At 44.6% G+C, this 16,564-nt stretch carries 9 protein-coding genes and 4 tRNA genes; 8 read left to right on the forward strand and 5 right to left on the reverse strand.

Features of this window, described 5'->3' with window-relative positions; all coding sequences use genetic code 11:
• The 7 genes from SHD_RS00810 to SHD_RS00840 all read left to right on the forward strand — a co-directional run.
• The coding region (locus SHD_RS00810) for a choice-of-anchor K domain-containing protein (RefSeq protein WP_023265407.1) at positions 1-2,472 on the forward strand (2,472 nt) is incomplete at its 5' end.
• An 88-nt stretch (positions 2,473-2,560) separates the two neighbouring features.
• Positions 2,561-4,738: a type I secretion system permease/ATPase gene (locus SHD_RS00815; RefSeq protein ID WP_011715608.1), complete on the forward strand. Its 2,178-nt coding sequence runs from the start codon at positions 2,561-2,563 to the stop codon at positions 4,736-4,738.
• Positions 4,735-6,117 (forward strand): HlyD family type I secretion periplasmic adaptor subunit, encoded by a 1,383-nt coding sequence (locus SHD_RS00820; protein WP_023265408.1) that lies wholly within the window; start codon positions 4,735-4,737, stop codon positions 6,115-6,117. The genes SHD_RS00815 and SHD_RS00820 overlap by 4 nt, the downstream gene beginning before the upstream one ends.
• Positions 6,118-6,143: 26 nt before the next feature.
• Positions 6,144-7,559: a type I protein secretion system protein AggA gene (gene aggA / locus SHD_RS00825; RefSeq protein ID WP_023265409.1), complete on the forward strand. Its 1,416-nt coding sequence runs from the start codon at positions 6,144-6,146 to the stop codon at positions 7,557-7,559.
• On the forward strand, positions 7,556-8,161 hold the full coding sequence (locus SHD_RS00830; protein WP_023265410.1) for an OmpA family protein: 606 nt from the start codon (positions 7,556-7,558) through the stop codon (positions 8,159-8,161). Before aggA ends, SHD_RS00830 begins: the two co-directional genes overlap by 4 nt.
• An 18-nt stretch (positions 8,162-8,179) precedes the next feature.
• Positions 8,180-8,887 carry a transglutaminase-like cysteine peptidase gene (locus SHD_RS00835; RefSeq protein WP_023265411.1) on the forward strand — a complete coding sequence of 236 codons (708 nt, stop codon included), beginning with the start codon at positions 8,180-8,182 and terminating at the stop codon, positions 8,885-8,887.
• A gap of 8 nt (positions 8,888-8,895) precedes the next feature.
• Positions 8,896-10,815, forward strand: coding sequence for a bifunctional diguanylate cyclase/phosphodiesterase (locus SHD_RS00840; RefSeq protein ID WP_023265412.1), 1,920 nt, complete (start codon positions 8,896-8,898; stop codon positions 10,813-10,815).
• A 172-nt stretch (positions 10,816-10,987) separates the two neighbouring features.
• Here the strand turns inward: SHD_RS00840 and SHD_RS00845 are convergent.
• From SHD_RS00845 to SHD_RS00860, 4 genes are all read right to left on the reverse strand, one after another.
• A tRNA-Pro gene (locus tag SHD_RS00845) sits at positions 10,988-11,064 on the reverse strand.
• Between the two features lie 53 nt (positions 11,065-11,117).
• A tRNA-Pro gene (locus SHD_RS00850) sits at positions 11,118-11,194 on the reverse strand.
• Between the two features lie 15 nt (positions 11,195-11,209).
• Positions 11,210-11,285, reverse strand: a tRNA-His gene (locus SHD_RS00855).
• A gap of 52 nt (positions 11,286-11,337) precedes the next feature.
• Positions 11,338-11,414, reverse strand: a tRNA-Arg gene (locus SHD_RS00860).
• A gap of 208 nt (positions 11,415-11,622) precedes the next feature.
• Between SHD_RS00860 and SHD_RS00865 the strand changes: the two genes are divergently transcribed.
• The gene (locus tag SHD_RS00865; protein ID WP_023265413.1) at positions 11,623-14,253 is read left to right on the forward strand and encodes a sensor domain-containing diguanylate cyclase; all 2,631 of its coding nucleotides are present in this window, start codon (positions 11,623-11,625) and stop codon (positions 14,251-14,253) included.
• A 29-nt stretch (positions 14,254-14,282) separates the two neighbouring features.
• On the opposite strand, the gene rep is transcribed toward SHD_RS00865, so the two are convergent.
• Positions 14,283-16,298, reverse strand: coding sequence for a DNA helicase Rep (gene rep, locus SHD_RS00870; protein ID WP_023265414.1), 2,016 nt, complete (start codon positions 16,296-16,298; stop codon positions 14,283-14,285).
• Between the last annotated feature and the right edge of the window lie 266 nt (positions 16,299-16,564).

Consider the following 16,564-nt stretch of genomic DNA (forward strand, 5'->3'; position numbering starts at 1 on the left):
TTTACACCTAATGCCAACTGGAACGGTGCAGTCCCGGTCATTACGTACACCACCAACACCGGTGCCACTGCGACCCTGACTATCACGGTCACGCCCGCAGATGATCCAGTGACGATCATTAATACGGTTGGACCATTAAATGTTTATGAGTCGGCTTTAGCAAATGGCACCGGTAATCCGAGTACAGGGCAAACATCTGCTCAAGGCAGCATGAGTATTACGGCTAATGATGGGTTAAATAGAATAGAAGTTACAAACTCTGTTGGCATAACCTCAACTTTAACATTAGCAACACTACTAAGTGCATCATTAACATCCCCAATTGTTATTGCTGGTGCTAATGGAACGCTTTACATTACTGGTTATAGCAATGGTCAGTTGCAATACACCTATACTCTTACCCAAGCTCAAACTCATTCTACGCAAGGTAGTGATACGCTTAATGATAATTTCCAAGTTAAGGCTATCGACACCGATGGCGATTTTGCTACAACGACAATAACAACGACCGTCCATGATGATGTTGCTACTGCGCATAATGATACTGACCAACTAGAAGTAGTTTTAGACTCCTTTAACTTCTCCGGTATTGTGGCAAATTGGACAACTATCAACGGCGGCTCAGATGTCAGGAAGTTTGATGGTCCTGACAATGATAGCGGCAAAGATCAAGTCCGCTGGGGTGATCCTGCGAGCTATAATGGAAGTCAATCGGGATATGGTTTTGCTGACAATGATGCCGCCCTAAATGGCTCATTATCACTAAACCAAGATATAGTACTTGGTACTTTCACTCACTATAACTACCCGATTGATTCAGGCACATCTATCACATCTGCAACAATGCAAATCACTTTTAATGTGACTGATGCCTATGGTGTTACAACACCTGTAACTTTAACACTCAACTTTAGCCATAATGAAACGCCGAACGATGGTCCAGATCCTAGGGATATAGTGACTGTAGGGCAAACAAGTGTAACCTTTAATTACGAAGGTCAAGTTTACACAATGCAAGTCATTGGTTTTAAAGATAGTAATGGCAATATAGTTACTTCGATTTATACCAATGAAAATGATGCAACTAGCTATCAACTAGTGGTTCGTATGGTGGCGGGTAATGGATATACGTTGCCGCATACCGATGGCAATGTACTAACCAATGATACAACTGGTGCAGATACTGCTGTTACAGTCATTGGAGTTGCTAATGGTGACCATACAAATACTGGCGTATCGGGCCATGTAGGTACAACTATTAATGGTCTTTACGGCACATTGATACTTTATGCTGATGGAACCTATCACTATCAATTGACAGCGAGCGCAGATCAAATCCCAGCCTCTGGTGCAACAGAAACCTTTACCTACACTATGCAAGATGGTGATGGAGATAGATCAAGTGCAACGCTAAAAATTAATGTGAGCCCAGTAAATGCCGATGGTGTTAACCTTGTCGATGCCAATGCGTTTACAACTCAAGGTTCTAGTTTGAATGATACTATTGTCGTGACAAATGGTGAAAACTCATCCAATCACAATCGTCTAAATGTTACTTTTGGTGGTGGTTTAAGTGGCATCATAACTAACAGTAATGGACAAGAAGTAGTTTCTTCTGGCGCTAACAAAAAGAGCTATAGCACTACTGATGCTCAAGTTGTAAGTGGAGGTGATGGTAACGACCACATCGAAACAGGTAAGGGCGATGATGTTATATACGCTGGCAAAACTGGTGCTATTGGTTATGGAACTGATGACCAACTAGAGTTATCTGTTAGCGCCCTATCAACTCACCATATAATGACAGGCACATTAAGCGGTACAAATAGCATCGTTGATAGCGATGGCTTGCTATTGGCCAATGATGTTGCATCTCAAAGAGCTGACGTTGTGAACGGCGGTAGCGGTAACGATAGAATTTATGGTCAATCTGGCTCAGATATCCTCTACGGTCACACTGGGGACGACTATATTGATGGTGGCAGCCACAATGATGCTCTTCGTGGTGGTGCGGGTAACGATACTCTGATCGGTGGCTTAGGTGATGACGTTCTACGTGGTGATAGTGGTAATGATACTTTCGTATGGCGCTATGCGGATGCTGACAAAGGCACAGACCACATCATGGACTTCAATGTGAGTGAAGATAAGCTCGATCTGAGTGATTTACTCCAAGGAGAAACGGCTGGCACGTTAGAAAGCTATCTGAACTTTAGCTTAGATAGCAATGGTTCTACCGTTATCGATATCGATGCTAACAAGGATGGTGTATTTGATCAGCATATCGTGCTCGATGGGGTTAATCTCTATAGCCAATATGGTGCGACAGATAATGCAGGGATTATCAATGGATTACTTGGTACTAATGGTAATGGCCCACTCATTATCGATGCAGCGCCCGTGACACCAGATGCACCACAAGGAGTGACGCCACTGATAGACCCTCATAATAATGGCACTATGATTCCTTAATAAAATCAGTTCGGATGGCCTATAGAAATATAGGCCATCATGACCGATACTTCTGATAATCAAATAAAAATCAAAGGATAGATAAGAGGTGCCTGTTACAGCTTCTGAAAAAGTTGAACAGTGGACTATTTCCGCTTCACAGCGAGTAATAGTAGACCCACTGTTAGATTGTTTAGTGCTCCTTACTGAACATTTTGGGAATCCATGCTCAAGTGATTCACTTGCGGCAGGCTTGCCTTTGTCTGGAGCGGTACTAACACCCGATCTGCTCCCTCAAGCAGCATCACGCGCAGGATTAGCGGCAAAATTATCTCGTAAAGGTTTAAATGAGATATCGCCAATACTGCTACCCTGCATCTTATTATTAAAGGATAAAAAAGCCTGTGTTTTGCGGGAGTTTGACATCGAATCCGATCGAGCTGTCATTCAAATGCCCGAGACAGGGGGCGAGGAAATACTCACAATAGAATCGCTTGAAACTCTGTATGTTGGCTATCTATTTCTCGTTAAACAAGAATATCGTGGGGACATGGGGTTCGATGTCTATTTACACGACAACAAAACCCACTGGTTAGTCCAAACTCTCAAGGACTCAGCCCCCATTTACCGTGATGCCTTAATTGCCTCGATTCTCGTGAATATTTTCGCGTTGGTTTCTCCGCTGTTTATCATGAATGTGTACGATAAAGTCGTACCTAACCTTGCATTTGATTCACTTTGGGTATTAGCAATTGGTGCATCCATTGCGTATTTATTTGACCTTGTTATGCGTCAACTAAGAAGCTATTTAATTGATGTGGCAGGTAAAAAGGTAGATATCATTGTTTCATCTCGTCTATTTGCGAAGGCAATTGGGATTCCATTAGAAAAACGCTCTCCGAGTGTTGGAGGCATGGCAAAACAACTTGGGGAGTTTGATAGTATTCGGGAAATATTAACCTCTGCGACTATTACAACCTTAGTTGATCTTCCTTTTGCATTATTTTTCTTGATTGTCATTTATATCGTTTCTGGGGATTTAGCTGTTATTCCAGTTGTTGGAGGCTTGATCATTCTTGGTTTTACGCTGTATACACAGCCCAAGTTAAAAGCGGCTATCGAAGAAGGTAATAAATTCTCCAGCTTAAAACATGGACATTTGATTGAAAGTCTCTCTGCACTTGAGTCTATTAAGGCTAACGGAGCAGAAGGGATTGTGCAAAAAAGCTGGCAACAGATGATTGGCCATAGTGCTAACTGGCAATTGCGCTCGAAAAAGCTCTCAAATTCAGTCTCTAATTTCGCTAACTTTATCGTGCAATTTACCGTGGTCTGCGTGGTAATTTTAGGTGTTTACCGTGTGTCGGATAATGCAATTTCCATGGGCGGCATTATTGCGGCTGTTATGTTATCAAGTAGGGCGATAGCTCCAATGGCGCAACTCGCGGGATTGTTAACACGCGCCAATCACACCGCCAGTGCTCTACGACAGCTCAACGAACTTATGACCCAAGAAGATGAATTTGAAAATAAAGGTCATCTGGTGAGTAAGTTGCGGTTAATCGGGAAAATTAACGCTGATCATGTTGGCTTCAGTTATCCTGGCTCTGAAAAACCAGTACTTCATCCGCTTACATTAACGATTAATCCTGGTGAGCGAGTTGCGATTATTGGCCGCAATGGTTCAGGTAAAAGTACTTTAGCTAAACTTCTGGTTGGACTCTTCCAACCCACAACAGGCAGCCTGCGGTACGACGGTGTCGACTCTGCCCAAATCCATCCCAGTGATTTGCGCCGTAACTTTGGCTACTTACCTCAAGATGTCACCCTATTCCATGGAACAATCAGGGACAACATTCTATTTGGTACTCGCCAAGTGACTGAGCATCAACTGATCCGTGCGGTACAACTTTCAGGAGTGAGTCAGTTCACTCACATGGAAGCAGAAGGGCTAGATCAGCAGGTTGGTGAAGGAGGTATGTCTCTTAGTCGCGGCCAACGACAAACCGTAGCCCTTGCCCGTGCGACACTGAACGACCCGCCAGTGCTGTTAATGGATGAACCTACAGCTAGTTTAGATGCCCGAGCGGAACAACAATTTATCCGCTCAATGCAAAATGTTAGCAAGGATAGAACCTTGCTACTAATCACTCATAAAATGCATTTATTACAATTGGTTGACCGAATTATTGTGCTGGAACGCGGCCATGTGGTTGCCGACGGTCCTAAAGCCGAAGTGTTAGAAAAACTCAATTTTGGCCTAGTTAATGGAGGCGCCAGAAAATGAGCAAACACCTCACGGCAAATGATTTAGATATGGTCGATGATGTTTATGGCGCGATTATGACTGATGCTCCTAGTGGGCACAGATTAATTATTTGGGCTTTAGCTTCCATGGTCGCCTGTTTTTTGTTATGGGCAGGTTTTGCCAAACTCGATAAGGTGACAACGGGTTCTGGGAAAGTTATCCCTTCTTCTCAAGTTCAAGTCATTCAAAGTCTCGACGGCGGTATCATGCAAGAACTCTTTGTGAGAGAAGGAGATATTGTCACTAAAGGGCAACCCCTTGTTAGGATTGATGATACACGTTTTCGTTCTGACTTTGCTCAACAGGAGCAAGAGGTTTTAGGTTTAAAAACGAATGCAATTCGCATGCGCGCAGAATTAGATAGCATTCTAATCTCTGATATGACTTCTGACTGGCGTGAGCAAGTAAAAATAACCAAAAAAGCTTTGGTATTCCCCGATAGCATTACAGAAGCAGAGCCTGCATTAGTGAGGAGGCAGCAAGAAGAATATAATGGGCGCTTAGACAATCTGAGCAACCAACTGGAGATTCTGGTTCGTCAGATACAACAAAGACAACAAGAAATCGATGACCTTGCCTCAAAAACTACGACCTTAACAACCAGTATGCAATTGATTTCTAGGGAGTTAGAGCTTACGAGGCCTCTGGCTAAAAAAGGGATTGTGCCCGAAGTTGAATTACTTAAACTCGAACGCGCAGTGAACGATGCCCAAGGGGAATTAAACTCATTGAGACTGCTTAGACCAAAACTGAAAGCAGCATTAGATGAAGCCATATTAAAACGCCGTGAGGCGGTGTTTGTTTATGCCGCAGACCTTCGTGCACAGCTAAACGAAACACAAACTCGATTATCAAGAATGAACGAAGCCCAAGTTGGTGCCCAGGATAAGGTAAGCAAAGCGGTGATTACATCGCCGGTAAATGGCACGATCAAAACTGTGCATATCAATACGTTAGGAGGAGTTGTCCAACCGGGTGTTGATATTATTGAAATTGTCCCATCCGAAGATCAACTATTGATAGAAACCAAAATCCTTCCTAAGGATATTGCGTTTTTACACACAGGTTTACCTGCAGTCGTTAAGGTAACGGCATATGATTTTACTCGTTACGGGGGTCTTAAAGGTACAGTCGAACATATTAGTGCCGATACATCACAGGACGATGAGGGAAATAGCTTCTACCTTATAAAGGTGAGAACCGAAGAATCAAGTTTAATCAAAGACGATGGCACGCAGATGCCAATTATACCGGGGATGTTAACGACCGTTGATGTCATAACCGGACAAAGATCCATTCTTGAGTACATTTTAAATCCAATTTTAAGGGCTAAGGACACAGCGCTCAGAGAGCGTTAAGCCTGTTATAAACCGGGAGGTTTGCAATGAAGACTTTAGTAAGACGACAATTTCAATGTTCAAAAATAGCTGTGTTGTTATCAGCTATCTTGCTTCCACTATCGGCTCAAAGCCAAACGTTAGAGCAAGCGGTTGCGCATACACTCGATACCAACCCAGATCTACGTGTGGCTTTTAATCGCTTTAAAGCTAGAGAAGAGCAAGTGAATCAAGCTATTGCTGGTTATATGCCTACAGTAGATATCACTGGTGGTTATGGCTATGAGCAAACAGATAGTGTATCAACCCGCAGACGCAAAAATGTCGGCGATGTTGATAGCAATGGTGTTGCTGAGCTAAACCGTGGTGAATTTGGTATTAGCCTTAAACAAATGCTATTCGATGGTTTTTATACCAGCAGTGAAGTTGACCGTTATAGCTTTGAAGCCAGTGCAGACCAATGGGCCCTTCTTGCCGCAGCAGAAGATATGGCATTGGATGTCAGCAAAGTTTATCTAAACTACCTTCGTACTGATGAAGTATTGAAGTTGGCTGAAAAAAATCTCAATAGCCATAAAGAAATTTATGACCAAATCAAGCAACGTACCGATTCAGGTTTAGGCTCAACCGCCGACCTATCACAGATTTCAGGTCTTCTTGCCCGTGCAAACGCTAACGTAATTTCGGCACGTAATAATTTACTCGATGCTAAAGCCCAGTTTATCCGTGTCGTGTCCGCTGAACCCGTTGACTTAATTCAACCCGTTCCTGATGCAGATATGTTGCCTAAGGATTTAAACAGCAGCCTAGCAGACGCTGAAAAAAATCATCCTATTCTCAAATCTGCAGCAAATGACATTCGTGCCGCTGAAAATGAACGCTCATCGGCCCAAGCCAATTATTATCCACAAGTCTCGTTAGAACTTAACGGTAGCTGGAATAATGATGTGGGTGGTGAGGATGGTGTAAGTGCTATCGCGAGCCAAAATGTCGGTGGGTATAGCAATGATATCGTTGCTATGGTGCGAGTCAGATACAACCTATTCGCTGGCGGTAAAGATCTTGCTCGCGAAAAGGAATCTGCTTACAAACTGGGTGAAGCGAAAGAAATCCGTCAACGTGCACAAAGGGAAGTCGTTGAAGGGGTAAACCTTGCATGGAACGCCTACGAAATGTTAGCGCCTCAAAAGCAATACATTCGCGACCATGTCATCGCAGCCAAAGACACTCAGTCCGCCTATGCGCAACAATTCAATCTCGGCCAACGCAGCTTGCTCGACTTACTGGATACTGAGAATGAGTTATTCGAAGCTCGCAAGGACTACTTACAGGCTGAATATGATGAAATCATTGCGAAATACCGTGTACTAAATGCGACAGGCCGCTTACTCGACTCACTGAAAGTGACTCGTCCAGAAGCATGGCGTGGCGAACGTAACTACGAAGGAGGAGCTAACCAATGAAAACCACAATCCTTTTCCTTAGCGTGGCGCTTTTAGCAGGTTGTTCCATGCGTGATACTGTCAATATTGATGATATGACAACAACTCAAGCATACGATCTTTCCGATAAGGATGGTGATGGCGTTATCGAAGCCCGTGAGCGCTGTAATGATACAGCCAAAGGAGCGGGCACAGATAACTACGGTTGTGGTCAGATCAAATCAATCAATGAGCGTAAGGAAATTAATGTATTATTTCCTAATAACTCAGCATATATAGCACCAGAGTATTACCCGCAAATCGAAGAAGTTGCTATTTTCTTACGTCAATATCCAACGACTAAAGTGACTATTGAAGGTCACACTAGTCGTACAGGTACTGACGAACGCAATGCGGTATTATCACAAGAGCGGGCAGATGCCGTCACCGCGGTACTGGCCGAACGTTTTGGTATCGACAGAAGTCGATTGACTGCAATAGGATATGGCTCAAGTCGGCCAGTCGTTCTAGAACGAACACCCGAAGCAGAAATTCGTAATCGTCGAGTCGTTGCAGAAGTGACGGGAGACGATACGGCGACAGATATGAAATGGACGATTTATTCCGTCGATAACGCAAAATAAGGTCTAACAGAGTAGGTTATGAACGGCAGGCCAAAGGGTACAAGTGCATTTATTCGAGCCTGCCGCTCTAGCCTTGTTGCATCTGCATTAGGGATTAGCTTTCTATATGCGTCTCCAACCCAAAAACTTGATGAAGCGAAAATCACCTCAACGTTAGAAAAACGCTATGGTGAACGTGCAGGGATGCGAGCACGGGCTTGGTTTAAAGTATTGGCAGAGGCAAGCACGGTTGACGAAAAGGAAAAGCTATTGAAAGTGAACAACTTCTTTAACTTATTCCGTTTTGTTGATGACATAAAATTATGGGGAGAATCAAACTATTGGGCCACTCCGATGGAGTTCATTGGGGTCAATGGTGGGGATTGTGAAGATTTTTCAATCGCCAAGTATTTCACACTGCTTCAGTTAGGTGTTCCCGAAGATAAGATGCGGATCACTATGGTTAAAGCCACAAGCGTGAATCAGTATCATATGGTATTGGCTTACTATGATACGCCTTCATCCATCCCTCTAGTACTCGATAATCTCGACCATGTCATCAAACCCGCAACACAACGTAAAGATCTCATACCCGTTTACAGTTTTAACGGTAAACAGTTATGGCTAAATAAAGAACAGGGACGAGGCGTTTTAGCTGGCTCGTCAACACGACTCGAAAAATGGAATGACCTTAACCATAGGTTAGGGGTTGATCGCCTAAGACAACCCAAATTAAAACTGGAGTAGCACCCAAGATGACACTGTTTAGACAGATTTATTCGCTGCTTTTTAGCCTGTTTTTGTTAGTAGTAGCAAGCCTTGGCTATGTGCAATTCACTGAGACTCAAAGCTTTTTAACCAAGCAAATGGAATCGGATCTAAACAACGCCAGTACTTCGCTTGGATTAATGCTTACTCCTGCACTTGAAGCTGGCGATACTGCGGCTGCCGAAACCTTAGTTAACGTTATTTTTGAAGGCGGCTATTATCAAAATATCAAGTTGACTTGGATGGTTGATGGCAAACAACAGGAATGGAATAACCCGCTAAAAATTGAAGATGTGCCCCAATGGTTCATCAATTTAAAACTATTTAAGACAATCAAAAAAGAAAGCACTATTACCTCTGGATGGTTACAACTGGCTCAACTAGAAATCACTGCGCACCCAGGTTTTGGTTACCATGAATTATGGCGAATTATGTCAAATACCATTATCGCCTTTTCATTGCTGTTTTTAGTCGCAATTTTTACTGCAAGATTAGGATTAACTTGGATCCTAAAACCACTCCACGCTTTATCTGATCATGCTAAAAAGATTGCTGCGCGCCAGTTTGGCCCCGATATGCCCTTGCCTAAGACCACAGAACTCAAAGATCTCGTTACCGCATTCAACAGTATGTCAGCTCAACTTAAACAACTCTTCCAATCGCTCGATGAAGAAGTTGGTACTTTACGTAAAAAGAATCTCACAGACCCCGCCTCTGGACTGCCTAACCGCCAATATGTGGTGAGCCGTCTCAATGGCTGGCTAAGCGAACCGAGTAGCGGTGCCCTATTTTTAGCTAAACTAGACTGGCTCGAAGAAGTTCACAGTAAATATGGCTATCAGGTTCGTGATGAAACCATTCGCCTATTGGCCGAAAAACTAGTTCAGCAATTAAATGAGATCACACCTTCTGTGATTGCGCGAATTGCCGCATTTGAGTTTGCCTTCCTCGTTACCGATGTCGAGCATGATCAAATTAGCAAATACCTGCAAACGCTGATCCGCACCATTAACCAAGAAATCTCTAAAGCGGGCTGTAAACCCAATGAAAACTTTGCCATTGGTGTCGCTGAACGTATTGGCCAAATGAAGGTATCCGATATTCTTGCCCAAGCAGACAACGCCCTGCAAAAAGCACTCAAAGAAAATAAGACCTTCCATTGGTTCGAGACAACCGAACAACAGCTTTTCACCCGAGAACAATGGCGCGATAACCTTAGCCACGCCATTAGCAACAAAAAATTCAAGTTTCGTTGGCAACCGATCCAATTTTGTAATGGCGATGGCGTGAGCCAAAGAGAACTTTATTGCCAACTCGAGTTGGGTGATAAGCTTGCTCATGCAGGCCAGTTTATGCCGTATATCGAGCTACTCTCACTCGGCTCATTACTCGATAAATGCCTCATTGAGACAGTCTACGAGCAAAAACTGCTTGAGCGTAACTATGAGCCACTGGCAATCAACCTAACGCATCAAAGTATTAGTGATCCCCAGTTCCACGACTGGCTTAATCACTTCCTGCGCAGTGCTCCACAGGTTGAACGGATTTGCTTTGAGATCCCTGAAGCGGGAGTTTATAGCGATTTAGAATCCTGTACTCGCCTTTGCAATATCATTAGAGACAATGGTGCAAAATTTGGTATAGACCACTTCGGCCGTCAATTTGGCTCCATGTCTTACCTGCAAGAGCTAAGACCGAGTTACGTTAAACTTGACCAATCTTTCTCTTACTATGACGAAGCATCACATAATAGCGAGCTCTGCCGTGCGATTATCAATGTGGCTAGAGGATTAGATATTCAGGTGATAGTAACAGGAATTCAAGAAGAAGCTCAGCTAGAGCGCTTTAATGAGCTAAAAACGGATGCCTATCAGGGCTTCATTGTCCCACCAGAAAATATCGACTAAATCGAACAACATTGCATTAAGGCTCCTTCGGGAGCCTTAATTATTTGAAGGGGAGATTGAATAAAGTATCGCAACACCTCATTGCGCAATCACGACGAGACAACAAGGCGTTTAAAAGACAGATACAAAAAAGCCCCAGATATTCCGAAGAATGCTGAGGCTTCAATGTAATTGGTCGGTGATAGAGGATTCGAACCTCTGACCCTCTGGTCCCAAACCAGATGCGCTACCGGACTGCGCTAATCACCGTAACTGTTAACTATTTGCTTGAAAATTCAAACGCGCTAGTTATGCGAAGAATATGGTCGGTGATAGAGGATTCGAACCTCTGACCCTCTGGTCCCAAACCAGATGCGCTACCGGACTGCGCTAATCACCGAGATGTTAAATGAAATGGGGTGACTGATGGGGCTCGAACCCACGACAACCGGAATCACAATCCGGGACTCTACCAACTGAGCTACAATCACCACTGAATTTCACTTTACTGCTAACCTCAAGCTCACAACTCATTCGGAGAGATGGTGCGCCCAAAAGGATTCGAACCTTCGGCCTCACCCTCCGGAGGGGTGCGCTCTATCCAGCTGAGCTATGGGCGCTCGCCTTGGTTAGCGCCGCATATAGTATGGACAAATAGCCCTTGAGTCTATAGCTGTTTTGCACTTTTTTTACTGACTGCTCAAGTTTTGATACATTAGCATGCTTTTTCAGCGGAATGACAGCGTAAATATGACTTGGATGTTACGGTATTTTATGTTAATTATAACGTTTGGTAAACAATTAACGCAGAACTGATTAGTGAGTATCATGTTTAGGGATGAAGATGAAACTACCCCACCTCGAGCTCATGAGGTTGAACGCTTAAAAAAGAGACTTAATCGCCTTAAATATTTGGCGAATAAGTATAAGCGTGCGGAAGTAGTTCAAAATGCGTTACTCGAATTATCCCATATCGCGACGCAAGTTCCGTCCCTCGAAGAATTCTATTTAGGTGTACACCATCACTTAAAGCAACTGATCTCTGCCGATAACTTTTTTATAGCAACACTGGATGTCACCACGGGGGTCATTTCCGTTCCCTTCTTCGCCGATGAAAAAGACGCCCATCCTTCTCAATTGTACCCAGAGCAGTCACTATCAACACTGTTGCAGCAAGGTTTGACTGGTTATGTATTCCGCACTGGCGAGACCCTACTGTGTAATGAAGCAAAAGTAGATGAACTTGTTCAAGCTGGAGAGATACTTAATCTAGGTTCGCCCTGCCACCTTTGGCTAGGGGTGCCGATAAAACATGAAGATACTGTCACTGCTGTTCTCGTTGTACAAACCTATGATACCAATGTCAGTTACGGCGATATCGAAGTCGAGTTAATGACCTTTATTTGCCACCACATTGCCGGCGTGATGGAAAGGCTTAAACATCAAGAACAACTAGAACAAGCCATTCAGCAACGTACCAAGGAGCTCAGCCAAGCCTACGATAAACTCAAGCAAGAAGTGTACGAGCGACGTAGAGCTGAGCGATTGCAAAAATCATTATTTGAAATCGCAGAGCTGGCGAGCTCTGGCTCTGATAACCCTGATTTCTATGCTCAGTTGCATAATGTTATCCGCCATCTTATTCCAGCCAATAACTGTTATATCGCCCTGCTCAATGAAGCGGGTACACATTTAACCTTCCCATTTTATGTTTCCCAATTAGGCAACCAACACCCCGGAACTAGGCCACTGCAAGATGGGCTGACGGAGTATGTGCTTAAACACAAGCGCCCATTGCTCTTGGATCAAAATGACATTAATGGCTTGATTGCCTCGAAAGAGATTTATGCTAAGGCACCAGCCTTAAATCACACTCAGACAATGCATCAATGGATTGGTATACCTCTGTTTATCCATGATGAAGTCCGCGGCGCGCTGACGATTTATAGTTTTAGCATGACCCAAAACTACCAAACTAAAGATTTGGAGTTATTGACCTTTGTCTCGCAGCATATTGGGGCTGCCATTGAGAAAAAGCTTGCTGCGGAATCATTACGCCGTAGCTACGAAGATCTGGAAGAAAAAGTCGCGGCGAGGACCACTGCCCTCGCCGAGCTGAATAAGGATCTTGAAAAAGAAATCCGCCAGCGTCGCAATATGGAAGCCAAACTTGTCCATGATGCTAAGCACGATGCGCTCACAGGATTACCAAATCGTGCGATGTTTATGGAGCGACTCAATCAGGCTATCAAACATGTGCGGCGCCATAGCCTAGAGCAGTTTGCTCTGCTGTTTATCGACCTCGACCGCTTCAAGCAGATTAACGACACTATGGGTCATTTAGAGGGCGATAGATTCCTAATTGAGACCGCAACTCGCTTACGCGGCTGCATCCGTAGCAACGATACATTGGCAAGACTCGGTGGCGATGAGTTTGTAATCCTGCTTGATACCATCAACGGTATCAACGATGCCCGTGATGTGGCCGAACGGGTCATTCAAAAAATCTCACAATCCTACAAATTAGGCTCTGTTGAATTCCATTCAGGAGCCAGTATTGGGATCACCATTAGCGGTAATAAGCTGGATACTAGTGAGTCCATGCTACGTAATGCCGACACAGCCATGTACCAAGCCAAGGCGAATGGCAAAGGCTGCTATGTGATTTTCGACGATAGCGCCTCCCAGCAAAAGATGCAGGATATTGCCTTCGAAAATGATTTTAAACAGGCATTGCACGCGGGCGAGTTACAGTTGAGCTTTCTACCTATTATCGACTTACACACACTGAAAACCCAAGCGCTTGAATGTCGATTAATCTGGGAACACCCGCAGTGGGGAACGATTCCACAGGATATTCTCAATAAATTAGCCGAACAAGCAAACCTCATGGTTGAGCTAGATAAATATCTGATAAATTTGGTAGATAAGAGTCAAAATCAACTACACGTCAGTCACGGGGAAACCATTGATTTACATCTGATGTTATCAAGCCAACACCTAAAACATAAGCATGTACTCCGTGGTTTAAAAAACACCCTCAAACAAACCCAATTAGTCATGCCACAGCTTTGGTTATTTTTTAATGAAAAAGCCTTAGTACAAGAGACAGAAAATCACATTAGTGGCTTTGAGTTATTGAAAAAACTGGGCGTGAATTTAGGGATTAGCCACTACGGTAGCGGCCACAGTCCGTTAAATAGCTTGTTATTTTTACCGATTAAGGGCTTAAAGCTCGATGCCAACATCACCAAACAGTTGCAGGATGAGCAACATATTAAATTGATGTCAGCCTATCAAAAGGCGGCCTCAACCTTAGACTTACAAACCTTTGTTGATGGTCTTCAGAGTACCGAGCAAGTGAAAATTTTCCACTCCTTAGGCTACCGTTTTGGCCAAGGGAGAGCCCTAGCTCACCCTTTTCCATTGATGAAAATCGAACAACAGGTTTGTGCCTAAAGGCAGTAATCACATGATTTACCATAGGATTACTGCTTTTTAAACATATCCCTTAAATTCGAGATATGGCTACGCCCGGTCTGCATGCGCTCCTGCTCTGTTTGCTGCGGTTTACGGTTTTCCCAAATAAGATCATCCTGCGGTAACTCATGCAGAAAACGGCTCGGCTCACAGCGCATGGTCTCACCAAACTGGCGACGCTCACGGCAGAGGGTAAACCACAGCTCGCGCTGGGCGCGCGTAATCCCCACATACGCCAGGCGACGCTCTTCGTCGACGTTATCTTCATCTATGCTGGTTTGATGTGGCAGAATGCGCTCCTCAACTCCCACCATAAACACATAGGGGAATTCCAGCCCTTTAGACGCATGCAGCGTCATTAGCTGTACCTGATCGCCGCCTTCATCTTCGCTGTTACGCTCCATCATATCTCTAAGCGTTAGGCGGTTAACCACTTCCGGCAAGGTCATGGGGTCTTCTAACTCATCCCCCGAGAGCATTTCCGTCACCCAGCGATACAGTTCGGAGATGTTTTTCATCCGCATCTCGGCGGCCTTAGCACTGGTACTGGTCTCGTATAAATAGTCTTCGTAATTAATCTTACGGATCAACTGTTTTACGGCTTCAACCGGTTCGCCTCGTTCGGCGTGCTCACCCGTATCGACAATAAAGCGACCAAATTGATACAAGGCCGACATGGCATTAGGCGGTAAATGATGATTCAGCTCAGGATCAAAAATCGCCTCGAACATAGAGATGTGTTTCTCGTTGGCAAAGTTACCCAAACGCTCCAAGGTGGATGGACCTATACCCCGTTTAGGTAAGTTAACCACCCGCAAAAAGGCGTTATCATCATCGGGATTTACCACCAATTTAAGGTAGCCCATGATGTCTTTAATCTCTGCACGGGCAAAAAACGAGGTGCCGCCGCTTAACTTGTAAGGGATACGGTTAGTCATCAATGCCCGTTCAAGCAGGCGAGACTGGTGGTTACCCCGATACAGAATCGCGTAATCACCAAATTGGGTGCGACCGACAAACTTGTGGCGAATAATTTCGGCGACGACACGCTCTGCTTCTTGCTCCTCATTGGCGGCAAACAGCACCCGCATCGGCTCACCATAAGCCAGTTCGCTAAATAACGACTTATCATACACATGGGGATTGTTGGCGATAAGGATGTTAGCCGCCCGCAAAATTCGCTGGCTAGAACGATAATTTTGTTCGAGTTTAATGAGCTTAAGCTTGGGAAAATCTTTGCCCAACAGCACTAAGTTCTGCGGTTTAGCCCCGCGCCATGAATAGATGGACTGGTCATCGTCCCCCACCACAGTAAAACGCGCGCGCTCGCCCACCAGTAACTTAACCATTTCATACTGGGAAGTGTTGGTATCTTGATATTCGTCCACCAGCAGGTATTGGATCTTGGTTTGCCAGCGCGTACGCACTTCTTCGTGATGCCTTAGCAATAGGGTCGGTAGCAGAATTAAGTCATCAAAATCCAAAGCGTTGTAGGCTTTCATATGCTGGGCATAACGCTGATACAACATGGCAAACAACTGTTGCTGTTCATCCTTTGCCAGCTTGCGCGCCTGGTCGGGAATAATCAGCCCCCCCTTCCAGTTGGAAATCGCCCCCGCGAGGGCTTTGAGTAGGTCCTTATCTTCCTGTAATTCTTTTTGAGTCAGCTCTTTGAGGAGCGCGAGCGTGTCTTGATCATCGAATAACGAGAAACCTGGCTTTAATCCCAACACTTTATGCTCACGTTTTACAATCTCAAGCCCCAGAGTGTGGAAGGTCGAAATCCACAAACCTCTGGCCTCTTTTCGCCCCATAGACTGTGCGACCCGCTCCTTCATCTCCCGCGCGGCTTTATTGGTAAAGGTTACCGCCGCGATATTGCGCGCATTGTAGCCACACTTTTGCACTAGGTAGGCAATTTTGTTGATAATTACGCGTGTTTTGCCACTGCCCGCGCCCGCTAACACTAAGCAGGGACCCGAAACATAATGAACAGCATCATTTTGGGCAGGATTGAGTTTCATCTTCGCGCAATATCCAAACAAGTCTTCAGAAGGGGGATGGGATCATAGCAGAAGCTAAGGTTTTAAGGCCAACAAATCCCCGTGTATCGCGAAGGCACAAGAAACTAGTGATAAATCTCATTCCACGCCCTAAATACCAATCACATTAAATATCTAATCAGTTCAGAGCCTCACAGGGCGGGGTTGAACGGGCTTTATACTGCGTTTAAGGCTTTCGACAGAGCGCCACTATGCCTTCAAGCCTTCGCCTTGTCTAAAGCCCGTTT

Source organism: Shewanella decolorationis S12 (assembly GCF_000485795.1).
Taxonomy (GTDB): Bacteria; Pseudomonadota; Gammaproteobacteria; order Enterobacterales; family Shewanellaceae; genus Shewanella; species Shewanella decolorationis.

Coding starts and splice junctions, on each gene's coding strand:
- rep (WP_023265414.1), bottom strand. CDS start 16,298: ATGAAACTCAATCCTGCCCAAAATGATGCTGTTCATTATGTTTCGGGT.
- SHD_RS00820 (WP_023265408.1), top strand. CDS start 4,735: ATGAGCAAACACCTCACGGCAAATGATTTAGATATGGTCGATGATGTT.
- SHD_RS00835 (WP_023265411.1), top strand. CDS start 8,180: ATGAACGGCAGGCCAAAGGGTACAAGTGCATTTATTCGAGCCTGCCGC.
- aggA (WP_023265409.1), top strand. CDS start 6,144: ATGAAGACTTTAGTAAGACGACAATTTCAATGTTCAAAAATAGCTGTG.
- SHD_RS00865 (WP_023265413.1), top strand. CDS start 11,623: ATGTTTAGGGATGAAGATGAAACTACCCCACCTCGAGCTCATGAGGTT.
- SHD_RS00840 (WP_023265412.1), top strand. CDS start 8,896: ATGACACTGTTTAGACAGATTTATTCGCTGCTTTTTAGCCTGTTTTTG.
- SHD_RS00830 (WP_023265410.1), top strand. CDS start 7,556: ATGAAAACCACAATCCTTTTCCTTAGCGTGGCGCTTTTAGCAGGTTGT.